The organism is Pseudomonas maioricensis, from assembly GCF_022790535.1.
Classification (GTDB): domain Bacteria; phylum Pseudomonadota; class Gammaproteobacteria; order Pseudomonadales; family Pseudomonadaceae; genus Aquipseudomonas; species Aquipseudomonas maioricensis.
On the sequence record NZ_LOHG01000004.1, the window covers coordinates 90,007 to 109,861 of the forward strand.

The 19,855-nt window shown below is 57.2% G+C and carries 22 protein-coding genes; 7 read left to right on the plus strand and 15 right to left on the minus strand.

The features are described 5' to 3' along the window. Positions 1 to 136: 136 nt before the first annotated feature. The 8 genes from AUC61_RS07780 to AUC61_RS07815 form a co-directional block, all read right to left on the minus strand. A complete protein-coding gene (locus tag AUC61_RS07780; RefSeq protein ID WP_243245389.1) occupies positions 137 to 619 on the minus strand; it encodes a putative periplasmic lipoprotein in 483 nt (160 codons plus the stop codon). Positions 620 to 805: 186 nt separating this feature from the next. Further along, positions 806 to 1,564 (minus strand): methyltransferase domain-containing protein, encoded by a 759-nt coding sequence (locus AUC61_RS07785; RefSeq protein WP_243245390.1) that lies wholly within the window; start codon positions 1,562 to 1,564, stop codon positions 806 to 808. A gap of 86 nt (positions 1,565 to 1,650) precedes the next feature. Beyond that, entirely contained in the window at positions 1,651 to 2,301 is a 651-nt protein-coding gene (locus tag AUC61_RS07790; protein ID WP_243245391.1) for a glutathione S-transferase family protein, read from the minus strand. Positions 2,302 to 2,425: 124 nt separating this feature from the next. Beyond that, a complete protein-coding gene (locus tag AUC61_RS07795) occupies positions 2,426 to 2,716 on the minus strand; it encodes a hypothetical protein (RefSeq protein WP_243245392.1) in 291 nt (96 codons plus the stop codon). 149 nt (positions 2,717 to 2,865) lie between these two features. Beyond that, positions 2,866 to 3,480, minus strand: a complete 615-nt coding sequence (locus AUC61_RS07800; RefSeq protein ID WP_243245393.1) for a hypothetical protein — start codon at positions 3,478 to 3,480, stop codon at positions 2,866 to 2,868. A 474-nt stretch (positions 3,481 to 3,954) separates the two neighbouring features. Further along, on the minus strand, positions 3,955 to 4,341 hold the full coding sequence (locus AUC61_RS07805) for a hypothetical protein (protein ID WP_243245394.1): 387 nt from the start codon (positions 4,339 to 4,341) through the stop codon (positions 3,955 to 3,957). A 76-nt stretch (positions 4,342 to 4,417) separates the two neighbouring features. Next, positions 4,418 to 4,804 carry a hypothetical protein gene (locus AUC61_RS07810; RefSeq protein ID WP_243245395.1) on the minus strand — a complete coding sequence of 129 codons (387 nt, stop codon included), beginning with the start codon at positions 4,802 to 4,804 and terminating at the stop codon, positions 4,418 to 4,420. After that, entirely contained in the window at positions 4,801 to 5,955 is a 1,155-nt protein-coding gene (locus tag AUC61_RS07815) for a hypothetical protein (protein WP_243245396.1), read from the minus strand. The genes AUC61_RS07810 and AUC61_RS07815 overlap by 4 nt, the downstream gene beginning before the upstream one ends. A 471-nt stretch (positions 5,956 to 6,426) precedes the next feature. On the opposite strand from AUC61_RS07815, the gene AUC61_RS26590 reads away from it, so the two are divergent. After that, entirely contained in the window at positions 6,427 to 6,780 is a 354-nt protein-coding gene (locus AUC61_RS26590) for a topoisomerase DNA-binding C4 zinc finger domain-containing protein (RefSeq protein ID WP_422765129.1), read from the plus strand. Between the two features lie 67 nt (positions 6,781 to 6,847). On the opposite strand, the gene AUC61_RS07825 is transcribed toward AUC61_RS26590, so the two are convergent. Both AUC61_RS07825 and AUC61_RS07830 read right to left on the minus strand, forming a co-directional pair. Beyond that, the gene (locus tag AUC61_RS07825) at positions 6,848 to 7,102 is read right to left on the minus strand and encodes a hypothetical protein (RefSeq protein ID WP_243245397.1); all 255 of its coding nucleotides are present in this window, start codon (positions 7,100 to 7,102) and stop codon (positions 6,848 to 6,850) included. Further along, the gene (locus tag AUC61_RS07830) at positions 7,092 to 7,880 is read right to left on the minus strand and encodes an MlaA family lipoprotein (protein WP_243245398.1); all 789 of its coding nucleotides are present in this window, start codon (positions 7,878 to 7,880) and stop codon (positions 7,092 to 7,094) included. The genes AUC61_RS07825 and AUC61_RS07830 overlap by 11 nt, the downstream gene beginning before the upstream one ends. Before the next feature lie 169 nt (positions 7,881 to 8,049). Between AUC61_RS07830 and AUC61_RS07835 the strand changes: the two genes are divergently transcribed. From AUC61_RS07835 to AUC61_RS07845, 3 genes are all read left to right on the plus strand, one after another. Then, positions 8,050 to 8,760 carry a response regulator gene (locus AUC61_RS07835; protein WP_243245399.1) on the plus strand — a complete coding sequence of 237 codons (711 nt, stop codon included), beginning with the start codon at positions 8,050 to 8,052 and terminating at the stop codon, positions 8,758 to 8,760. Next, positions 8,757 to 10,112, plus strand: a complete 1,356-nt coding sequence (locus AUC61_RS07840) for an ATP-binding protein (protein ID WP_243245400.1) — start codon at positions 8,757 to 8,759, stop codon at positions 10,110 to 10,112. Before AUC61_RS07835 ends, AUC61_RS07840 begins: the two co-directional genes overlap by 4 nt. Before the next feature lie 358 nt (positions 10,113 to 10,470). Continuing rightward, a complete protein-coding gene (locus AUC61_RS07845) occupies positions 10,471 to 11,049 on the plus strand; it encodes a DcrB/PsbP domain-containing protein (protein ID WP_243245401.1) in 579 nt (192 codons plus the stop codon). A gap of 232 nt (positions 11,050 to 11,281) precedes the next feature. Here AUC61_RS07845 and AUC61_RS07850 read toward each other — a convergent pair whose 3' ends face one another. Next, positions 11,282 to 12,190 (minus strand): LysR family transcriptional regulator, encoded by a 909-nt coding sequence (locus tag AUC61_RS07850; RefSeq protein WP_243245402.1) that lies wholly within the window; start codon positions 12,188 to 12,190, stop codon positions 11,282 to 11,284. Between the two features lie 111 nt (positions 12,191 to 12,301). Here AUC61_RS07850 and AUC61_RS07855 point away from each other — a divergent pair, with 111 nt between their 5' ends. Together AUC61_RS07855 and AUC61_RS07860 are read left to right on the plus strand one after the other, a co-directional pair. Next, on the plus strand, positions 12,302 to 13,498 hold the full coding sequence (locus AUC61_RS07855) for an MFS transporter (RefSeq protein ID WP_243245403.1): 1,197 nt from the start codon (positions 12,302 to 12,304) through the stop codon (positions 13,496 to 13,498). Between the two features lie 160 nt (positions 13,499 to 13,658). Then, entirely contained in the window at positions 13,659 to 14,744 is a 1,086-nt protein-coding gene (locus tag AUC61_RS07860; RefSeq protein WP_243245404.1) for a diguanylate cyclase, read from the plus strand. 5 nt (positions 14,745 to 14,749) lie between these two features. Here the strand turns inward: AUC61_RS07860 and AUC61_RS07865 are convergent, their stop codons facing one another. Together AUC61_RS07865 and AUC61_RS07870 are read right to left on the minus strand one after the other, a co-directional pair. Further along, positions 14,750 to 15,460, minus strand: coding sequence for a hypothetical protein (locus AUC61_RS07865; protein ID WP_243245405.1), 711 nt, complete (start codon positions 15,458 to 15,460; stop codon positions 14,750 to 14,752). 630 nt (positions 15,461 to 16,090) lie between these two features. Then, positions 16,091 to 17,401 carry an MFS transporter gene (locus AUC61_RS07870; protein WP_243245406.1) on the minus strand — a complete coding sequence of 437 codons (1,311 nt, stop codon included), beginning with the start codon at positions 17,399 to 17,401 and terminating at the stop codon, positions 16,091 to 16,093. A gap of 431 nt (positions 17,402 to 17,832) precedes the next feature. On the opposite strand from AUC61_RS07870, the gene AUC61_RS07875 reads away from it, so the two are divergent. After that, entirely contained in the window at positions 17,833 to 18,141 is a 309-nt protein-coding gene (locus tag AUC61_RS07875) for a PepSY domain-containing protein (protein ID WP_122665952.1), read from the plus strand. A gap of 124 nt (positions 18,142 to 18,265) precedes the next feature. Here AUC61_RS07875 and AUC61_RS07880 read toward each other — a convergent pair whose 3' ends face one another. Together AUC61_RS07880 and AUC61_RS07885 are read right to left on the minus strand one after the other, a co-directional pair. After that, on the minus strand, positions 18,266 to 19,417 hold the full coding sequence (locus AUC61_RS07880; RefSeq protein WP_243245407.1) for a PQQ-dependent sugar dehydrogenase: 1,152 nt from the start codon (positions 19,415 to 19,417) through the stop codon (positions 18,266 to 18,268). Between the two features lie 53 nt (positions 19,418 to 19,470). Continuing rightward, positions 19,471 to 19,797, minus strand: a complete 327-nt coding sequence (locus AUC61_RS07885) for a hypothetical protein (RefSeq protein ID WP_243245408.1) — start codon at positions 19,795 to 19,797, stop codon at positions 19,471 to 19,473. Positions 19,798 to 19,855 lie beyond the last annotated feature (58 nt).

Below are 19,855 nucleotides of genomic sequence, written 5' to 3' on the forward strand. Positions count from 1 at the left end.
CTCCTACATGGACTGCGCAATCTTCGTTCTCGTGATCAGCCGTTCCATGAGCAGCAGAGGCCAAGCGTTGCAAGTATCAGCGCCCTGCCCCTGCTCCTCGCCAGCCTTAGCGTTTGTGTCTCTACCGACGTTTACGTCATTTGCCTGGCAGGGTGCTGAGGCGCTTCATCGACCATCGAATCACGCTCTCAGAAAAGGCAGGCCGAGAAGGCCAGACGGTTGTTCTCTGGAAATCCATTTCCAGCGTGTCGCCGATAAAGCGTCCATTGAAGGTGTGCACGGTCGTGTAGACGAGTTCACCATTCTGTTTTTTGAGCGGGGTGCGCGACTCGGCGGTTATACGGTCGCCGGTGCGAGTGAACGCGATGGGCGTATCCACGCCGGTGCCGTTGTCTTTGGTGTAGTAGTCAAATTTCTTCAGGACCACATCGGGGTCCTCAACGGTACGCCAGTAGATGAAGTGGGTGTCGTCGACGAACATCAAATACGCATGCCAAGGCACAATTCGCGGCTGCTCTGTTTCGGCGTACCAGATTTTTTCCCGAACGCCGGAGCCCGGCAAACTCGCGCACCCCGAAAGGGTGAGTAGAAAAAGCGCGGCAATCAGTATCTGTTTCATGCGTCCATCCTGGATGATTCGTTGTCTGGCGTTATTGCGCTCGACAGCACCAAGCCGCTGTTTTGAGCGCGGCCACTTTATCACGCGGTCAGGTGCTGATGGTTTAGGTGGTGGCTGGTTGGAGGTGGCGTGTCAGGGTGGACGCTTCGCGGGCAAGCGCGCTCCTACAGGGGCGGTGGGTGTTTTTCAAGCGCCTGGCTTGCGGGCCCATGCGCCGAACATGACGTCGCCGATGTAGATGCTTTCGGACTGGGTGCGTTCTTCGTCCAGGCGGTGTTGCAGGGTTTCGATGTCGACTTCTTCTGCTGTCGCCACGCCCAGCGCGATGATGCGTGGCAGGCAGGCGCGCACGATGTAGCCCAAGGCGTAAGCGCTGTCAGGCGTTTGCACGATGCATTCGGCGCGCACATTTTCGACGGTCAGCCCGGCCTTGGTGAAGATGGCGTGCAGGTTGAAGCCGATGTGCAGGTCGGCGCCTTCGCGCGCAATCATTTGCTGTAACCAGCCTTGCGCTTTTCGGTGCAGAGTAAACGCGTCGACGCTGGCCGGGGCCAAGGTGGTGTCGTGTTCCTGGAAGACCATGACGCCGCCTGGACGAAGGTGCTTTGCCAACGCCGTGACGGCCGCAACGGTGTCCGCCTGATACATGAGCACTCGCCGACCGACGATGGCGTCGAACGTGCCAACCGATGCCGGGAGGTCAAGGAGCCCGCTCTGAATGAAGGTAGGCGAAGGTTGTTGATTGGCACTCGCACGGTTGCGGGCCGTGGCGAGCGCATTGTCATCGTGATCAATGCCCACGACTTCTCCGGTCTCCCCGACGAGGCTGCTTAGCAGAAAGGCCACGTCGCCCATTCCGCAGCCAGCGTCCAGCACGCGCATCCCACTGTTAATACCGGCGTCCATGAGAAGTTGAGTGGTGAAGTCGTGTCTGGCAGTCGTCATGCGGCTAGCTCCTGAAATTGTGCGCGGAGTCTGAGGCACGTTTCCTGTTTGGCGCAATGAGCGCCCCGCCCGGCTGCCAGTTCGGACTAGTAATCCAGCCGCCCGAACAATTCCCCGAATGGAATCATCACGTGCCCTTTAAACGCTGCACGGGTTTGCAGCCGTTGATACCACGCCTCGACGTGGGGAATATGAGGGCGCGGGATATCCAGATTGAAATAGCGGTAGAGGTTCGTGCCGGCGGGTATGTCTGCCAACGTGAGGTGCGGACCGGCGAGGAAGTCCTGCGTGCTCAGGACGTGGTCAAGCAGTTGGAAATATTGCGCACAGAGGGCCACGTTTTTATCGACAGCGTTCATGTCGCGCCGGGCTTCGGGCGTTCTGTAAAAGCCCCAGAACACGCCCGTGAGAAACGCCGGTTGCAGCGTGCTCTGGGACCAGTCCATCCAGCGGTCTATCTGCGAGCGACGTGCAGGGTCATCGCTCCAGAATGCTGCCTTGCCATAACGTGCCGCCAGATACCTGAGGATGCTGTGTGACTCCCAGACGACCGTCCCGTCGCTGTCCCTGATGACGGGCATTCGACCGTGCGGGTTCATCGCCAGGAATTCGGGGGTGTCTTTGAGACCGAACTCGCCTCCCGCCGGAATGTGCTCATGGGGCAATCCTAGTTCGCCGATGAGCCACATGACCTTCTGAACATTGAATGATGAACGCCTTCCCCACACTTCAAGCATGCAGCCTCCTGGTCTTGGCTGGACGATGGCCAGCTCTACAGTTCGCTAAAGCTTACCTTGATTGAAATGGGTGGATGCATGCGAGATGGTTAAGCCGCACTGGCGCTGCTGAACTGCCTTGGCTTTAGCCTTTCATGCGCTGTCGGTATTCCTGAATCATGGCTTTGGTGACGTCTTCTTTGTAGCACAGCGGCGCATATCCGCCCGGCTTGCTGTAGGCGCTACGTTTGCCGCAGCTTCTGCCGTTGCGCATGGCGTTGTAGGGGCATGGGCAGTTGCCGGAATAAGAGGCGATGGAGTCGTCGATCAGGAGTTGGACGATGGTTGAATCGGGGATTTTGCTGTCCTTTGCGGAAACGGAAAATGCGCAGAGCAACGCCAGCAGCGCGACGAAGCTGATTCCTGTCTTTCTCATGGCCAATCCTTAGCTGATGGGACGATATGTCCGAGCAGCCTTGTATCACGCCATCATTTCGCCACTAAGCTTTTTGTTTCCGAATGTCGGGATTTGAGAGATTTGTCTCACCGGCGGCGAGACAAATCTGTGCCAATGTCCGGGCGGTGTTATTGCTGCTTGGGTGGGTCGATCGGGTCCCAGTTGAAATGCTGGCGTTGGCCGATGCCGTTGAAGTCCACGCGGTAGGTGTGTTGCTTGCCGCCGATGTCGCACACGCCGATATAGTCGTGGTTGTGTTGTTCGCGAGGCGGCGGCAGCTCGATGCGGACGGTGCCTTTGCAGCCCTGATGATCGCAAGACGCTGTTTTGCGATACAGCAGGTAATCACCCGCTTCGTCGCGCTCGACCCAACGACCATCAATGAAACGAGCCTGCCCTTCGGGAATGGTTTGCAAGGCTATCTTGCCTTTGGTTTTGTAGAACACGAGGCCAAACATGCCGACGATGGCGATGGCCCAGGCGAGGATTTTCCAGCCTAGGTTGAAGTAGGAAAAGATACCTACCGCATCGGCAAAAATGGACATGACGGAGAGCGCAAACGCCGGTATGGAACCTGCGAAATACCAGGCACCTTTGTTGACGCTGGCACGGCTTAACCGTTGCACGCTGCTGGCTACAACTTCGAACTCGATGGGGTTGCGCATGGCGGATTGGCTCTGGGCGATGTTGATGTGATTGGCGTTACCGATAGAACCAATGTTGATGTTGTTGTCGTCGGACATGGTGTGTCTCGCTGTGGTTTCGGGGATGTGCGTTACGCAGCGTTAACGCTAGAGGGATGGGCTGCTTGATGCCAGTGAACACGATGCAGTTGCTCGCAGGCCTTGTGTAGCTTGGGTTTCAGAGGTGGTTGATCGGTATTGAAAATCGCGCAGATTCTCAATATTGCCGCTGCTTGGCGAAGAGGCGGACCTTAGCAAGGCTGGGCATAGGGCAGATCGCTGTCAGGGAAAAACAGACGAGTCCTACAGCAGAAGTAGGCAGCTGACTGAATTGGAATGCTTTTCTGTAGGAGCGAACTTGTTCGCGAAGAGGCCACTGCACCCGCTACATAAGTACTGCCTGAAATACCGTCTTCCCGAATGAATTCGGTCCTACAGGTCCATCATGAACCCGAGGTGGGCGTGAATCAGTACGGGCGAACGGGTTTGCTGCGCGACACCTTGGTGTCAGGACACTGCGACAGCTTCTCCTAGTCATCTCAGCTTCAACATGAGGGAAGAGACTAGAGCCCAGTCGAGTCCGATCAGGCTCGTCCGTGCGGAAATCTGAAGCAGTAGCCGGAGATGCGCAGGGAAATTTTCAATATCATCCGCGTCGAGACGGCCTGCCCGAATTGCAGCTCCGGGCCACAGTATTTCGAAGGAGATTCTGGCGGCCTCCCAACGCCGTTCCCTCCAACCCATAGAGTCAGTAGAACCACGACTCCAGCGATACTTGTCACTGTTTTTCAATGCATCCAATATCGCATCTAAATGTCGAACACCGATGTACTGGGCAACCAGCCAGCCGAAAGTCATCAGCAAGTAAGGAGTCATGAGGAAAATGGCAGCAATCCATCGCGGCCAGAAGTCGATGTTCAATAGTTCCAGCCATCGTGAGTAATGCTCATATCTGGAGGCGTCAATGCAGTGGTTTGCAGAGGTCGTATCCATCCCGCTAGCGCAGCTCAGCCAGCACGTAAATGATCAAAAACCAGATCACGATGATCAGAGTCAAAACATGTTTGGCTTTGAGAAGCTTGCGCAGATATGCCGGAAATTTTCTGAGGTCGTCAGGATCCATTTCACCCAAACGCAATCCCGGTCCAGGCCACTGCACCATGCCACTGATGATCGCTACAAGCAGGATGCGCTCGAACCAACCTTGATGACGTAAGCCCGTACGAGCCGTTATATAACGACTATTTTTCAAAGCGTCGATCATTGCATCCAAGTGACGATTGGCCATGTACAAGCTGAGTACGAAGCTAATGATGATCAACAGAAAAGGTATCCCGATAAATAAAATTACCGCCCACGGAGACCAACTATTGATGTTCATCATAGAGGCAATACCTCATATATCGCCTCTCCCATCATCTCTCCACCGATACCAACCCCGGTGGACCCCAGCCATGCACCCGCACCTATAAAAATTCCAATACATATAACGCCAGGGACCCCTCCTGCTGCACCCAAAAGCGCGCAGATAGGCCCCGCTGTTCTAGCGGCTAGTTCTCCGCCAGCAAATCCTCCCGCGGTCGATCCAGCAAACTTCCCCCCTTCCGTAAACTTGATCTTCCTGCACGCCTCCGCATCCCTATGCCCGCACACTTCCTGAATCGCCAATACTGACGAAACCCCGCCAATACCGATCCCGATGTAGCCACCCGCTTTCATGTATTTGGCAGCCTTGCTTACTGATTCGACGTGGGTGGAATAGCCGTGAATGCTTTTCGGGCCGCCGGCTTGTTTCCAGTGGTGGACAAGGCTTTGGGTGGAGATGCCGAGTGCTTTCTTCAGGTTGTGATGGTCACTCAAGGTGGTGAAGCTGCGCAGGCGGGTAGATTTCAGGAACTGGGCATTGAGTTGGCTGATAAGTATTTTGCGCTGGGCGAAGAACTCCGGGGAACTGAGGTTCCCTTGTTTGCGGAAGCTGTTCTGATGCAGCTCTTCGATGCCTTTCAACGTCTTGGAGATTTCGACCAAGTGCTTCTCCATCACGGCTGCGCTGACACCAAGCCAGGTGGAGCTCTGCCCAGTGAAGCTGACGATTTCCGCTGCGTGGCGGTGCATGAAATCGGCTTCGTCAGGGGTCAGCGGGGCCAGTGCGGCTTTGACTTGATGGGCCGCCTCCATGAGTTGGGATTCGGCGTAGGTGCATGAGGTGTTGTTGGGGTCGCTGAGTACGATCAGGGTGCCCGCTTTGACGATGTCCTCAAGGTTTGGGTTGAGGGCACTGAATTTGGTCAAGGCGCTGTCGGGCATGTTGTCGAACAACCCGTGGTAGAAGTCGTAGGTCGATACGCTCTGCGGGACGATGTAAAAGCCGGGCTCGGCGGCGGGCGCTGTTTCGGCAGCGATGAAGGTGCGCGGCTGCGGATTTTCGAAGCTGTAGTTGTGGGACGATGGGTATTGAGGTGCGTCGAGAATGGGCGGATTGGGATCAATCTCAGGAGACCGCTGGCCGAATGCATAGCGCTTTTCAACCTCCATGTTGTTGGGGTTGGTCCTGATTCTGTCAGCCATGACACCGGCTCCTTGCTGGTCAAAGGAGCGGAGCCTAGCAAGGCTACGAGCGGCGGTGACGGGGACGCGAGTGAATCAGAATGGTCCTACGGTGAATGTCGAAAAAGCTTGTGGGATTTAGCGGTGATGGAGCGTCTGGAAGGGGTCGGGTGACTGGGCTGGCCTCCTCCCGGCTGAGTCTGGTCCTACGCCATCGCGCCAATAGTTGGGATTGCGCAGAACCTGTGGGAGCGAGGCTTGCCCGCGATAAGGTACATGCGATCTAAAGTGAATCGCGTCCAGCCTTATCGCGAGCACGCTCAGCTCCCACACGTCCAATGGCTAATGCTGGAGGGCGTGCAGTCAGCATTACCGCAGCAGCACAATGCGTGGGCTCGTTCCTGGGGTTTACGGTAAAGTCTGTGCCCTGCCCGCCTCTGACCCATCAGGTTTATCGCTGTGAAACTCACTCGACTCAACACGTTGCTTGCTCGTGCTTCTGCCTGGTTAAGAGGCAATCGTGAGCCTGTGGACGAGTCGCAGGTGGTTGAGGATAAGCTGCTCGATGCGCCCCCCGTTGAACCTGTCAAACCAAAGGTCAGGAAGGCCAGGCCCAAGGCAGTGCCCAAGGCTGCAGCCGAGCCGAAAGCGCCCGCATGCCCGCATTGCAAGAAGGCAATGGTGCTGAAGGTGGCACGCACTGGAGCCAATGCCGGGGGGGATTTCTGGGGGTGTGGGAATTATCCGAAGTGCCGAGGCATCAGGGCGATCTTTGCGCCAATGGTTGATGACCAGCAGAAACGCAGTCGGTAGGAGCCAACTTGTTGGCGATGCGGTGGATCAGGTCTGCCGCCTCGCCAACACGTTGGCTTCTACAGGTTCAATGCTTGCCGCTCCCCTCTCCTTCAACCCCATGGCTGATCATCCAGCGAATCATGCTCGCCAATGGCACGCGATGATGACGCACGGTGCACCAGGCCGCATCATCCTGGCTGAACAACTCGACGTAGCGGCTCAGTAATACGTGGCGGCCATCGTCGGCCACGCGCAGTTCGATTTCGCGGCTGTGCAGTGACGCGGGGTTGGGGTTGCGGGTTCTGCGGTGCAGCACCAGGGCTTCGGTTTTATTGGTCATCGGCTTCACCGCCAGGGCAAGTTGAAAGGCTTGGGACGACGGCGCCGGATTTGCCTTCGACCACGAAGTTGGCGCGTTTCTGGGCCACGGTGTCACGCAGGGCCGCGTAGTAATCCGGCTGCTTGCGCAGTTGGTCGGTGAACGGCAAGGCTTCAGCGCGGCCATCCACGATGCCGCCGACGGTATTAATCGTACCCAGGGTCTGCACGGTGTCGCTGTTGCTGCCCAGTGGGTCGACCACGAAGCTCAGCACTTTGCCGGTCGCATCTCGCAAGTTGCCGGTCCCCAGTAAAGGCAGTTCAACGATGGGGCCGTTGGCGATATTCCACACGCCGAAGGTCTGGCCAAAGTCTGACTTATGGCGCTCGATGCCCATCTTGCCCGAGACGTCGATCAATCCGACGATGCCCACAGTGGTGTTGATCACGAAGCGCCCGAAGGTGGCAACTGAACGCTCGCCATTACCTTGCAGCAGGTCGTTGATGAACACTTTGGGCTCGCCGAAGTTAGCGACGAAGTTGTGAACGCCGGTCTGGAAAAAGTCTGGCAGGTGGCGGTAACCACGGGCCACCGGCGCCAGGGCGTAATCATCGACCGTGCGGTTGAAGGCGAAGATGCCTCGGTTGACCGGCTCTGCCGGGTCATGAAGGGTGTAGCTGACGTTATCGCAGGGGCCAATCGGGGTAGGCGGCGGGCTCGCGCAACCGCTGGCAAGCACGACAACAAACCCGGCAACTGAGAAGCGAACAATAGGCGAAGCGCATTTGAGAGTGGGCATGCAAGGTGATCTCGGCAAGGACTGGCGCTGATCCTGCCTGCGCTTTTTTGCCTGAAGATTTCTGCTTTATTGCGCGCTCGTCGCTTTATTACCGAGTTGAAATATATGACGCGGCGCCGCGAATGATTTTAGATAGGCGCTGCACATCCATTCCGGCAGCGAGCCCACTGTGAGTCATTTACTACTGGTCGACGACGATGTTGAAGTCCTCGCCCTCTTGCAGAAGTTTCTTGAGCAGCATGGTTACAGCGTCGAGGTCGCCACCGATGGCCCGGCGCTGTGGCAGGCTGTGGAGCGGCGTTTGCCGGACCTGATCATCCTCGACGTGATGCTGCCCGGTGAAAGCGGTCTGGTGCTCTGTCAGCAGTTGCGTGCCAGGCACAAGATTGCAGTGATCATGCTCACTGCCATGGGCGAATTGAGTGATCGGGTCATCGGCCTGGAACTGGGCGCCGATGATTACCTGACCAAGCCGTTCGACGCCAGGGAGTTGTTGGCGCGTGTGCGTGCCGTGCTCAGGCGCGTGGGGGAAGCGGCAACGGTGTCGAGCGACTCTTCGCGCTCGATCCTTGAGTTCGCCAACTGGCAGCTGGACGTGACCCGCCGCGAGTTGCGCTCACCGGAAAAAGTCATGATCCCGCTGTCCACCGGCGAGTTCGAGTTGCTACTGGTGTTTGCCGAGCACCCGCGGCGCATTCTCACCCGCCAGCAGTTGCTGGACATGGCACGTGGCGAGGCGTACGACGCGTTTGATCGCAGCGTCGATGTGCAGGTCAGCAGGCTGCGACGCAAACTGGAGGCGGATATTCACAGTGAGCCGATGATCCGCACGATTCGCAACGGCGGTTACCTGTTCAGCCCGTCGGTGGTGAAGCGATGAGTTTTTTCTCGGCATTGCGCACCCGATGGAATCGCCCCCATGACACGGTCGCGCGCTGGATCGCCCTGACCACCATGCTGGCGATGCTCACTTCGCTCGCCTTGAATGGCGCCTTTACGTTGCTGGCAGGTGTCTGGGCGCGACCGCCAATTCTGGAAACCGGCCTGATGGAAAAGGCGGCGACCATCACGCGCATCATCAACGCTGCGCCTCTGGAGCAGCGCAACAGCATTGCTGTCGCGGCCAGCGACAAGGTGTTCGACGTGCAATGGTTAGCCCGTCGCGAAGATGCACATTTGCCGAATACCAACGACCCTGGCTTCGAAGACGGGCAGCAGTTTTTACGTGACTTACTGGAAATGCCCGATGCAATTATTGAGGCCTATGAGCCAAGGGACTGGGGTGCAGAACAGGCCGGGCGACCGTATGCATTGCTGATCCAGTTGGGCGACGGTTCTTGGGTGCAGTTCTCCGTGGCGACGCGCAACTGGGGGCTCGACCCGTTTGAGCGCAACCTGATCGTGATCTTTCTGGCACTCCTGTCGACCATCGTGGTGGCGCTGATTGCCACTCGACACCTGGCGACGCCTTTGGAGCGCTTCGCCGAAGGGGCCAGGCGGTTTGGTAAGGACTTTCGCGCGCCGCCCATCCCGGTCGTAGGCCCCCATGAGATCCGTCAGGCGATCCTGGCCTTCAATGCCATGCAGGCGCAGATCCGGCACTTCCTCAACGACCGTACGCAAATGCTCGCCGCCATTTCCCACGACCTGCGTGCGCCCTTGACCCGGATGAGGCTGCGCGGGGAGTTCATTGAAGATGCCGAACAGCAAAGCAAGCTGTTCCGGGATGTGGATGAGATGCAGACGATGGTCAACTCTGCGCTGGACTTCTTCCGCGACGACGCCCGACTGGAACCGCCCACGGCGTTTGATCTGGCTGAACTGCTGCTCACGGTGGTCGATGATTTCAAGGATGCGGGGATTGATGTGCAGTGTGTGGGCGCCAATCGTTTTGTCTACGTGGGACGCCCGATCGGTATCAAGCGTGCGCTGGTCAATTTGATTGATAACGCCGTGAAGTACGGCCGCGAAGCCCGCGTTCAGCTCAGCTCGCGTACTGGCTGGGTCGAAATCCTGGTGCAGGATCGCGGGCCGGGTATTGCTCCGGAGTTGCATGAACAGGTGTTCGCCCCCTTCTATCGCATCGAGGGCTCGCGCAACAAGAACACAGGCGGCGTAGGCCTGGGCCTGCCAACCGCCCGTGCCACGGTGCTTGAACATGGCGGCTCGTTGACGTTGAGGAACCGAAGCAGCGGCGGGCTCGAAGTGAAGGTGGCGCTGCCGGTGGATTGAGGTGGTGCTAAACGATGGAATTCTCCGTCTGCCCGCGAACTGATGTGCGACGTTAATTCTGTAAGCAAGCTGTTCGCGAAGCGGGCGTGCCTGATGAACCGCGTTAGCCCTTCTCGCCAACAAGTTGCCTCCTACCTTCAAAAGCGTTGAGCCTACGCGGTCGGGGTAGGAGCGAACTTGTTCGCGAGGCGGTGTGTCAGGACAACGCTTCGCAGCCTTCGGCAGCTCCTACAAAAAATGTATTTCAATTCCGGGACGGGGTGTTGGACGAGGCGAAATTCGACATAAATCTTCCCTTGAGGCAGGATGCCAGCACATCCAGCCGGGATCATTCCGGCGCTTTTTTCGAGGGCATTCGATGCGGTTCTTTAGCTGTAAAACTCTGCTGGTGACGGCTGCATTGGCGATGGGTCTACAGGGCGCGAATCTGTCCGCTGCGCCCCAGCAAAAGGCGCCGAGCCAGCAGAAAGTGTCGATGCTGGAAGGCAAATGGGTGTTCAGCCTGCCCAAGGAATACGTGAAAAACCCGATGCCGGAAATCGACGACAAGGCCAGGGCCGCCGGGGTGACGGGGTCGCTGTACATGAACAAGGCCGCCAAGCGCGTGGTAATTGTCACTGAAACGCCACTCGACTCCCCCGAGCCAGTATCAAGCAATGATGAGGCAACGCTCAGCGGCGTCATCGCCGCGACCCTCGAACAGCAGCAGGCCAGCTACCAGAACTTCAAACAGTTGGGCGACGTGAAAAAGATAGTGCGTCGCGGTTTGGGCCTTCGTCAGTTGGACATTTCCGGCAGTGTCGACGGTGGCAAAGTACTGAGCACCACCGTGACCGCGGCCTCAGGCAAGCGTATGGCGATGGTCAATGTCATCTCGCTGGAGAAAGACGCCAAAGCGCATGGGGATTTGCTGAAAGGGATTACTGGAGGGAAGTAGCGGATCCCGGTAGAGAGCCGACCTGCTTTTCCGTAGGAGGCGTCGCTCCGCCTTCGAAGCCACGCTGTTGCGCAGCAAACAGCGCCCCTGTAGGAGCTGCCGAAGGCTGCGATAGCGGTGTGTCAGGGTCAATGCTTCGCAGCCTTCGGCAGCTCCTACAGGAAAATGCATTTCAATCCAGTAATTTGCATGTCGTTTTATAAGAGCCAACGTGTTGGCGCCTACGATGGTCTCAATCCATCCGCAGCGTCGCCGACAGCAGCTCCACCAACTGATGCACCTTGGGCAGTGACTCCCGGTTGCGGGGCCAGGCCAGGTGCAGATCGAGGCCTTCGGTAGCGAGATGCGGGAGGATTTCTACCAGTTCGCCGCGCTGCAACTGGTCTTTGATCAGCCAGGTCGCCAGTTGTGCCACCCCGCTGCCCGCCACCACCGCCGCAACCTGAGCCTCACCATTACCGACGACAATGCGTCCTTCGATCATGCGCAACTGGGTTTGCCCAGTGGCGTCGACGATGACCCACGGGCTGGTGCCGCCATAGTCTTTGCCATACAGCACGCAAGCATGATCGGCCAACTCATCAAAAGTCTTCGGCGTGCCGTGGCGATGCAGATAGACCGGAGCGGCACAGAAGATCACTCGCTCGGTCCCCAGATAACGATGGCCCAAGGTCGACGGCCAGGCAGACGGCCCGCCAATGCGCACGGCCACATCGACCCCCTCTTCGATCAGGTCGACGAAGCGATCGGTAAACGATACATGCGGGCGCAGTTTGGGATGCTGCTCGGCAAACCCCAGCAGAAGCGGCAACACGTGAATGCGCCCGAACGAGGCAGGCAAATCTACGCGCAGATGCCCGGCGGGCTCCGAGCGCTGTGCCGCCATTGCCGTTTCGGCATCGGCCAGTTCATCAAGGATGCGGGTACAGACGGCGTAGTACGCGGTGCCCTCTTCCGTCAGGGCCAGGCTGCGGGTAGTGCGCTCGAACAGGCGCATGCCCAGCCGCCCCTCAAGCCGGGCAATGCTTTTACTGACGGCGGAATTGGTCAGGTTCAAGCGCTCGGCTGCGGCCGTAAAGCTGCCCGCATTGGCGACAGCCACGAACGTTGAAATACCTTTGAGGCGGTCGGCGGAAATCATAAGCCTGCATCAACTAGTGAAATTAATTCCATAGTGCACGGAAAAACCACCAAAGATAAGAAGAGGTTTCTCGAATAGGCTAGCAGCATTATTTCAATTTGAGTTATATCCATGCCTTCTGTAGACACTACCGCTGCTGGTTCTGCCAGCAGCGCAAGCGCCACTGGCGCCAATTTGGCGATTGCCATTCTGGCGCTGGCCGGTTTTGTAATCGTCACCACCGAATTTTTGATCATTGGCCTGCTGCCGGGCATGGCCCGAGACTTGGGGATCTCAATCTCCGACGCGGGCTTGCTGGTGACCTTGTTCGCCTTCACGGTGATGCTGTTCGGGCCGCCATTGACGGCGATGCTTTCACACCTTGATCGCAAAAAGACCTTTGTGGCGATCCTGCTGATTTTTGCGGCGTCAAACGCGCTGGCTGCGCTGTCCAGCAATATCTGGGTGCTGGCGTTCGCCCGGTTCATCCCCGCTCTGGCGTTGCCCGTGTTCTGGGGCACAGCGAGCGAAACCGCTAGTTTGATGGCCGGCCCGCAAAGCGCCGGTAAAGCAGTGGCGCGGGTTTACCTGGGCATTTCTGCGGCCATGCTCTTCGGCATTCCGCTGGGTACTTTGTTTGCGGACGCGGTTGGCTGGCGTGGCGCTTTCTGGGCCCTGACGCTGTTGTCGCTGTTGATGGCCTTGCTGCTGTGGATCTCAATGCCCTCCATTGCTAAAACAGAAAAGGTTGGCTTGGCCAAGCAGGCAAAAATCCTCGGTGACCCGCAGTTCATCGTCAACTTGCTGCTGTCGATCCTGTTGTTTACCGCAATGTTTACCGCTTACACCTACCTGGCCGACACGCTGGAACGCATTGCACAGATCGCCCCCGCACAGGTCGGCTGGTGGTTGATGGGCTTCGGTGCAGTGGGCTTGATTGGTAATACCCTGGGCGGCCGTTATGTGGATCGCAGCCCGTTGGGTTCGACCATCGTCTTTGCGCTGTTACTGGGGATAGGCATGACGGCCTCGGTGCCAGCGGCAGGCTCCATCCCGTTGCTGTGTGTAGTCTTGCTGGTCTGGGGCATTGCCCATACCGCGCTTTTCCCGATCTGCCAGATCCGCGTGATGAAAACCGCACCTCATGCGCAGGCACTGGCAGGCACATTGAACGTCTCGGCGGCAAACGCAGGGATTGGTCTGGGCTCGGTAATTGGCGGGCTGGCTATTGATCAGTTAGGTCTGAGTTATGTGGGTTATGTGGCCGCATTCGTCTCGCTGCTGGCCATTGCGACAGCGCTCATAGCCATGCAAATGAAGGAGCGATGAGCGACGAACGGCGCAAATCAATACCGCCAGCGACTTTTTACGGCGGTATTGCTCAATAATGGCAAAAGGCTCTTCCTAATTCCCTGTCGGCGGGCCAAAATCCGATATTTCGTTCTGACCTAAGACCAGAAGGTCCTCAGATCGATTCCGGTAGAGCGTTATGAGAAATCACGACGGCAAAGGAATGTCCTTTGCCAAACGAATATATTGGGTTCGCAGCGTTGGTGTAGGCATTGGGTTCTTCAGTGTCGCGGCCACCATGTACCTATTGCATCCACCCGCCTGGGTCTGGGTACTGATGCTGTGCAACTCGATCGTCTGGCCGCCGATTGCCCTATGGCTGGCCACCCGCTCTCGCCAACCCTTTTACGCAGAACGACGCAACATCCTCTGCGACTCTCTCGCAGGCGGTTTCTGGGCCGGGGCAATGGGTTTCAACCCGTTGCCTACGGTGACGGTGCTGGCAATGATGGCGATGCATAACCTCGCGGCAGGCGGCAAACGTCTGTTTCTGCAGGGCTGCGTAGCGCAGATCATTGGCGCATCGATCTCTCTCTATCTGTTTCGCCAACCGTTCGTGTCCGTCAGTACCCCGATGCAGATCTACGCCTGCCTGCCGGTCCTGGTGTTTTATCCCATGTTCGTCGGCTACATGAGCTATCGGGTGGCGGTGAAGCTCAGCGAGCATAAGCACATTCTCGGCAAACTCAGCCGTACCGACAGCCTGACCGGCCTGATCAATCACGGTTCCTGGAAAGACCTGTTGCAGCTTGAGTTCAACAAAAGCCAGTTGCTGTCACGCCAGGCGTCCATTGCCTTGATCGACATCGACCACTTCAAGGCTATCAATGACACCCAAGGCCACATCATCGGTGACAACGTGCTCAAGCGCCTGAGCACTGCACTGGTGGCTAACCTGCGGGATTCGGATATGGCGGGGCGCTACGGTGGCGATGAGTTCTGCGTCATCCTGCCCAATACCAGCGCAGCCCTGGCGTGGGAAATCCTTGAGCAACTGCGCCGGGACGTTAATGACTTGCGCGATCCGCAACTGCCCCACCTGCAACTGAGCCTGAGCATTGGTATCTCGACCTTTGGCCCGCATATCAGCGACGCGGCCATGTGGCTCAACGAGGCGGACAAGGCGTTGTACATCGCCAAAACCACAGGCCGAAACCGGGTCTGTTCCGCAGCCCCGGCCGTGATTGATTACCCTCGTCTGGGTGCTGAAACGTCAGCGTCCTGATGCGTTCAATCGATAGCACTCGTGCTAGTGCACAGGTGCGTCAATATCCACTCGGGCGTGTGCTCTTCAAGCAGTTCACTCACGGTTCTTTTCAGTTCGAGCCTGCCATAAACCGCTTCTTCACGTTCCAGATGCTTTTGCTGAGCGCGGCGGTAATGGGCGGGATAAATGCTCTGTTCTATGGGTAATAGCGCATCGAAATGCTCCAGCAACCCGGTAAAAACCAGACGCCGCTCGACGGTGTGCCGGGTAGTGGCGATAAGTTTGATGAAGTACTGGCTATCACGCTGACGCAAGGCCTCGTAAGCGGCGAAACGCTCAGCCAGCGTATAGTCAGCCAGATCATCGAACACCATGCAGCACAGCAGCGAGCGTGACAGATCGTGAAAGGGGTTAGCGCTCAGCGTCCGGCGCTGGTGGAAGCCCAAAGCAAAATCGACGGCTTTTTCAACTTCCTGCTGGCGCTCGACATCGTCAAACTCCGGCAAGTTAACGAGCCCCGGCGCTTGCCGCCCCTGAGTCGCTACCTGCCGGGAGAATATCGACAACTTGCCTTGAGGCCCAAGCAGCGCTGCTTGCTGGTCACACAGCCGGGCTTTGGTTGTAGCTACCTGTCTGGCGACCAGTTGCTGAAAACCCAGCACCACGTCGGTCAGCGGTACATGCATAGATTGCTCCCACGCGTGTTCATCCCCCTGAGTAAGCAAAACGCTCATGACATAACTCCCTTTTTATTGACGTGTTTATGGTGTGCAGTTTTTTATTGTTGGTTCGCAGATCACTGAGACAGGTGGGCAGCAACCTGTTCCACGGATAAAAAGGGCGTAGTCACACTCTCTTCCCTGATGAATCCGTAGGAGAATTCTTTATTTACCTTCCTTGTATCGACGGCGCGCATAGCTGATACATTGCTTAGCAGAATATTCCTACAACACACATGGAATACTTCTTATAAATAACTCAAACACTGTTTAAAAATTTAATGGCGACGACTTGTATAGACAGAAACGATAAACATTCGGAATAACAATTACAACCAATCGTTACAAATATATTGTTCATCTTGATGCCTACAAAACAAATCCCATTATGAATGCGCACAACAAGAATATTCCCACACCTTCAATAGCTGTGAGATGACAGACTTTTTGATTATTTAAATATTTTTACCGCACATTGAGGCAGCGAGGGCTTTTTATAAAGCTCAACGGTCCGCTCAGGGGGGGCGGCCTGGACACTGGAGGGCTGATCTTGGTGCGTGTTATGACGGCAGGGATTCATGCCCTGCCCTCGTTCAGTCGAGGATAAAGACGAGCTTCATCCCGACTAAACAAGTGCGCAGACTGTCAGTTGCTGACGAACACCGCATCGACTTTCATGCCGCGACGCAAGCCAAATACTGCAGCGGTCCCCAGCCCCACCGCGCCCATGATCGCGACGTAGCCAACGCACACCCATGGGCTCCATGGCATCAGTGCGATGAGCACCAACGGCGTAATGCTGGCCCACAGTGCGTAAGCGATGTTGTACGTGAATGAGATACCTGAAACGCGAATGGTGGGCGGGAACAATCCGACCATTACCGAAGGCACGACCCCGACGATGCCGCAGGCCAGACCCGCCAATGCATAGGCGATGCCCGGAGCGAGCCATTGGCCGATCAGGCTGGCGTAAAGCAGGCCGATGCCAAGCGGCAGCAGCATGCTGTAGACAATCACGCCACGCCAGGCGCCGATACGATCGACCAGCATGCCCGCCAGCACACAACCAATGTTCAGGAATACGATACCCAGGCTGCTGAGGGCAAACGTATCGCTGGCGCTCATGCCGAAACGTTTTTGCATGACCGTCGGGGTAATGACCACCAACACCACCACCGCTGAGGTCAGTACGCACGTCAGCAAGGCGGCGGGCAACAGCGACTGACGGTGTTCGCGCAGCACCGCTGTCAGGGGGAACTCCGTCGCTGCTTCGCGCTGGGCGTGCATGGCCATGAACACTGGCGTCTCGCTCAACCAGCGGCGCAGCCATACGCCGAGCACACCAAAAGCGCCGCCCAGCAGAAAGGGTATGCGCCAGGCATAGTCGAGTATTTCCGCCGGGGTGAAGACCTTGGCCAGCCAGGTAGCGATCAGTGCGCCCAGCAGATAACCAAACGTCAAACCCGCCTGAAGGATGCCCAGTGCGTAACCGCGATGACCTTTGGGGGCGTGTTCGGCAACAAATACCCAGGCGCTTGGGACCTCGCCACCTACCGCTGCACCTTGCAGGATACGCAACGCCAGCAGGATCAACGGCGCCCAATAGCCGATCTGCGCGTACGTTGGCATCACTCCGATCAGCAGACACGGCAGCGCCATCATCAGAATGCTCAGGCTGAACACCCGCTTGCGTCCCAACCGGTCAGCGAAGTGGGCCATCAGGATGCCGCCCAGCGGACGGGCCAGATAGCCGGTCACGAAGATCCCGAAGCTTTGCAACAGACGCAACCACTCGGGCATTTCTGGTGGGAAGAACAGCTGGCTGAGGGTCAGCGCAAAGAAGACGAAAATGATGAAGTCATAGATTTCCAGCGCCCCGCCCAGCGCCGCGAGGCCCAGGGTTTTATAGTCAGCCCGGGACAGCGGCTGAGGACGTGGTCGAGCAATGGCCGTCATAAGGACCCCGGACACGGAAGAGTGAGAACGCGACACTGCGTCGCAGGGCGCGAAGAATAGCAAAAAGGAGGCTAATGGCTAGGGGTTTGGATGAGTGGTGACGTGGTACTGCCTGAAACCGAGGCGCGCCAATCGCGAGCAAGCTCGGCTCCCACAGAGCCCACGCAGTCCCGGCCGGTCCCACAAGATCAAGAGATCGCTTGCAGGCAAACATAGAATCTCTCACGGGTTCTGCGTGATTCCAGGTATTGGCGCGATGTCGTGGGACCGAAAAACTTGCAGGAAGACAGGGGGTTTACAACCAGCAATAACGCCCACGTTTATTATTAAGCGTGAATTAAGTATCAGTGGCTAATCTGGCTTCAACAGGCAACGGAACGATTCAGTTGCCCCTCGATCAATATCACCAGATCAACCATAAGGAAGTACTCATGAAAACGTTGAATGCCTTGTTTGCTGCTGTTGCCCTTACTGCCGCCGCTGGCGCTGCCCAGGCAGACGTTCGTCCAGATCAGATCCCTGGCCTGCTCAAATCGGGCGCGATCATGGACTTCGAAAAGTTGAACAAGCTGGCGCAGGACAAGCACCCAGGCTTTACCATCCATGACACCGAACTGGATCAGGACGCACAAGGCAACTATATCTATCAGGTTGAACTGCGCGATGCTCAAGGTGTTGAGTGGGACGTTGATGTCAACGCCAAGACAGGCGCTATTGTAAAAGACAAACAGGATAAGTAATCAATACTGAGCTGTTTGATATGAACCTGCCGGGCTGAACGTGTTAGAAAAAACGCAGGATAAGTCAGTCAAAGCGTCACTGACTTATCCCACGTATAACCTACACGTTCAGCACTGCAGGTTTTTACTGTTTCAACCCTACTTTCAATAGTTGACCATTGTCTTCATCGGTCAACACATAGATATAACCATCCGGTCCTTGGCGCACGTCCCGAATGCGCTTCTTGAGGTCACCCAGCAAACGTTCTTCATGAACGATCTTGCCATCTTCAAATTCCAGCCGAATCAGATCTTCCGATGCCAGGGCACCAATGAACAGGTTGTGGTCCCAGGCCTTGAAACGTGACGCGTCGTAGAACGCCATGCCGCTGATGCCCGGTGATTTTTCCCAGACGTGGAACGGCTTGATGGTGCCTTCGACAAACTTGCCTTTGGCTTCGGGAATAGCCTCGCCAGAATAATTGATGCCATGAGTCGCCAGCGGCCAGCCGTAGTTCTGGGCGCGCTCGATGATGTTCACTTCATCGCCACCTTTAGGGCCATGCTCGTTGGTCCATAACGTGCCAGTCCATGGGTTGAGCGCAGCCCCTTGTTGATTGCGATGGCCATACGACCAGATTTCAGGACGCACGTTTTTCTGGCCAACGAACGGGTTGTCAGGTGGCACCTTGCCGTCGGCGAACAGACGTACGATCTTGCCCTGCAATTTGTCCAGATCCTGGGCTGTCGGCCGGTCATTGTTCTCGCCGAGGGCGATGAACAAGTACCCCTCACGATCGAAGACAATCCGCGCGCCAAAGTGATTGCCCACCGACAGCTTTGGCTGTTGGCGGAAGATCACATTGAAATCTTCCAGCTTGGTCAGGTCTGCCGAGAGACGCCCGCGGCCTGCAGCGGTGCCTGCCTTGCCGTCGTCACCGACCTCGGAAAAGGTCAGGTACACCATGCGGTCCTTGGCGAAGTCCGGAGACAGGACAACGTCCAGCAAACCACCCTGCCCGTTTGCCCAGACCTTGGGCACGCCGGACAAGGGTTGGGACAAGGTGCCGTCAGGCGACACAACGCGCAGGTTGCCCGGCTTTTCAGTCACCAGCATGCCCTTGTTGTCCGGCAGGAATGCCACGGCCCACGGGTGGGCGAGCCCTTTGGCCACTTCTTCGACGCTGATGGTACCTTGCTCGGTTTTGAAATCCTGTACGGGACCTGCAGCAGCGCTCAGCGGCAAACTCAAAAAGGCGCTGGCACACAACGTTGCGATCAAGGTTTTGCAATGCATGGACGATTCCTTATGTCATGAAAAAGCCCCCCGGCTTGCGGGGGATGCGGGTCTCAATCAGTACTTTTACGGTTCTGCCCGGAATTGCTGTCGCCTGGGCGAGGGGCTGGTTGTCGGGTCGGGTAACCATTGCCGATGCCGCCATTTTCCAGAGTAGGCGGCCTTGGGTTAGGGGCCGTACTCGGGCCGCGCACAGGTGGCGTGGACGGGACAGTGCCTTGGCGGCTGTTAGGGTTGGCACGGTGAATAGGGCTGTTATTCGGATTGCCGCTATTAAGCGTACTGTTGGGCAAGGTCTGGGCCTGGGCGACACTGGTCATGCCAGCTGTCAGCAGGCTCCCCAGGGTCAGGAATGCAACACGTCGCGCAAAACTGTTCATCACTTACCTTCTGTTGAAAACGGTAACGATCCGGATCTTTGATGGCGATTGCTCCGCT

What these genes read in the sequence shown, in the direction of transcription:
- AUC61_RS07780 (WP_243245389.1), bottom strand. Translation starts at nt 619, where the DNA reads ATGAAACAGATACTGATTGCCGCGCTTTTTCTACTCACCCTTTCGGGG.
- AUC61_RS07785 (WP_243245390.1), bottom strand. Translation starts at nt 1,564, where the DNA reads ATGACGACTGCCAGACACGACTTCACCACTCAACTTCTCATGGACGCC.
- AUC61_RS07790 (WP_243245391.1), bottom strand. Translation starts at nt 2,301, where the DNA reads ATGCTTGAAGTGTGGGGAAGGCGTTCATCATTCAATGTTCAGAAGGTC.
- AUC61_RS07795 (WP_243245392.1), bottom strand. Translation starts at nt 2,716, where the DNA reads ATGAGAAAGACAGGAATCAGCTTCGTCGCGCTGCTGGCGTTGCTCTGC.
- AUC61_RS07800 (WP_243245393.1), bottom strand. Translation starts at nt 3,480, where the DNA reads ATGTCCGACGACAACAACATCAACATTGGTTCTATCGGTAACGCCAAT.
- AUC61_RS07810 (WP_243245395.1), bottom strand. Translation starts at nt 4,804, where the DNA reads ATGATGAACATCAATAGTTGGTCTCCGTGGGCGGTAATTTTATTTATC.
- AUC61_RS07815 (WP_243245396.1), bottom strand. Translation starts at nt 5,955, where the DNA reads ATGGAGGTTGAAAAGCGCTATGCATTCGGCCAGCGGTCTCCTGAGATT.
- AUC61_RS07825 (WP_243245397.1), bottom strand. Translation starts at nt 7,102, where the DNA reads ATGACCAATAAAACCGAAGCCCTGGTGCTGCACCGCAGAACCCGCAAC.
- AUC61_RS07830 (WP_243245398.1), bottom strand. Translation starts at nt 7,880, where the DNA reads ATGCCCACTCTCAAATGCGCTTCGCCTATTGTTCGCTTCTCAGTTGCC.
- AUC61_RS07840 (WP_243245400.1), top strand. Translation starts at nt 8,757, where the DNA reads ATGAGTTTTTTCTCGGCATTGCGCACCCGATGGAATCGCCCCCATGAC.
- AUC61_RS07845 (WP_243245401.1), top strand. Translation starts at nt 10,471, where the DNA reads ATGCGGTTCTTTAGCTGTAAAACTCTGCTGGTGACGGCTGCATTGGCG.
- AUC61_RS07850 (WP_243245402.1), bottom strand. Translation starts at nt 12,190, where the DNA reads ATGATTTCCGCCGACCGCCTCAAAGGTATTTCAACGTTCGTGGCTGTC.
- AUC61_RS07855 (WP_243245403.1), top strand. Translation starts at nt 12,302, where the DNA reads ATGCCTTCTGTAGACACTACCGCTGCTGGTTCTGCCAGCAGCGCAAGC.
- AUC61_RS07860 (WP_243245404.1), top strand. Translation starts at nt 13,659, where the DNA reads ATGAGAAATCACGACGGCAAAGGAATGTCCTTTGCCAAACGAATATAT.
- AUC61_RS07865 (WP_243245405.1), bottom strand. Translation starts at nt 15,460, where the DNA reads ATGAGCGTTTTGCTTACTCAGGGGGATGAACACGCGTGGGAGCAATCT.
- AUC61_RS07870 (WP_243245406.1), bottom strand. Translation starts at nt 17,401, where the DNA reads ATGACGGCCATTGCTCGACCACGTCCTCAGCCGCTGTCCCGGGCTGAC.
- AUC61_RS07875 (WP_122665952.1), top strand. Translation starts at nt 17,833, where the DNA reads ATGAAAACGTTGAATGCCTTGTTTGCTGCTGTTGCCCTTACTGCCGCC.
- AUC61_RS07880 (WP_243245407.1), bottom strand. Translation starts at nt 19,417, where the DNA reads ATGCATTGCAAAACCTTGATCGCAACGTTGTGTGCCAGCGCCTTTTTG.
- AUC61_RS07885 (WP_243245408.1), bottom strand. Translation starts at nt 19,797, where the DNA reads ATGAACAGTTTTGCGCGACGTGTTGCATTCCTGACCCTGGGGAGCCTG.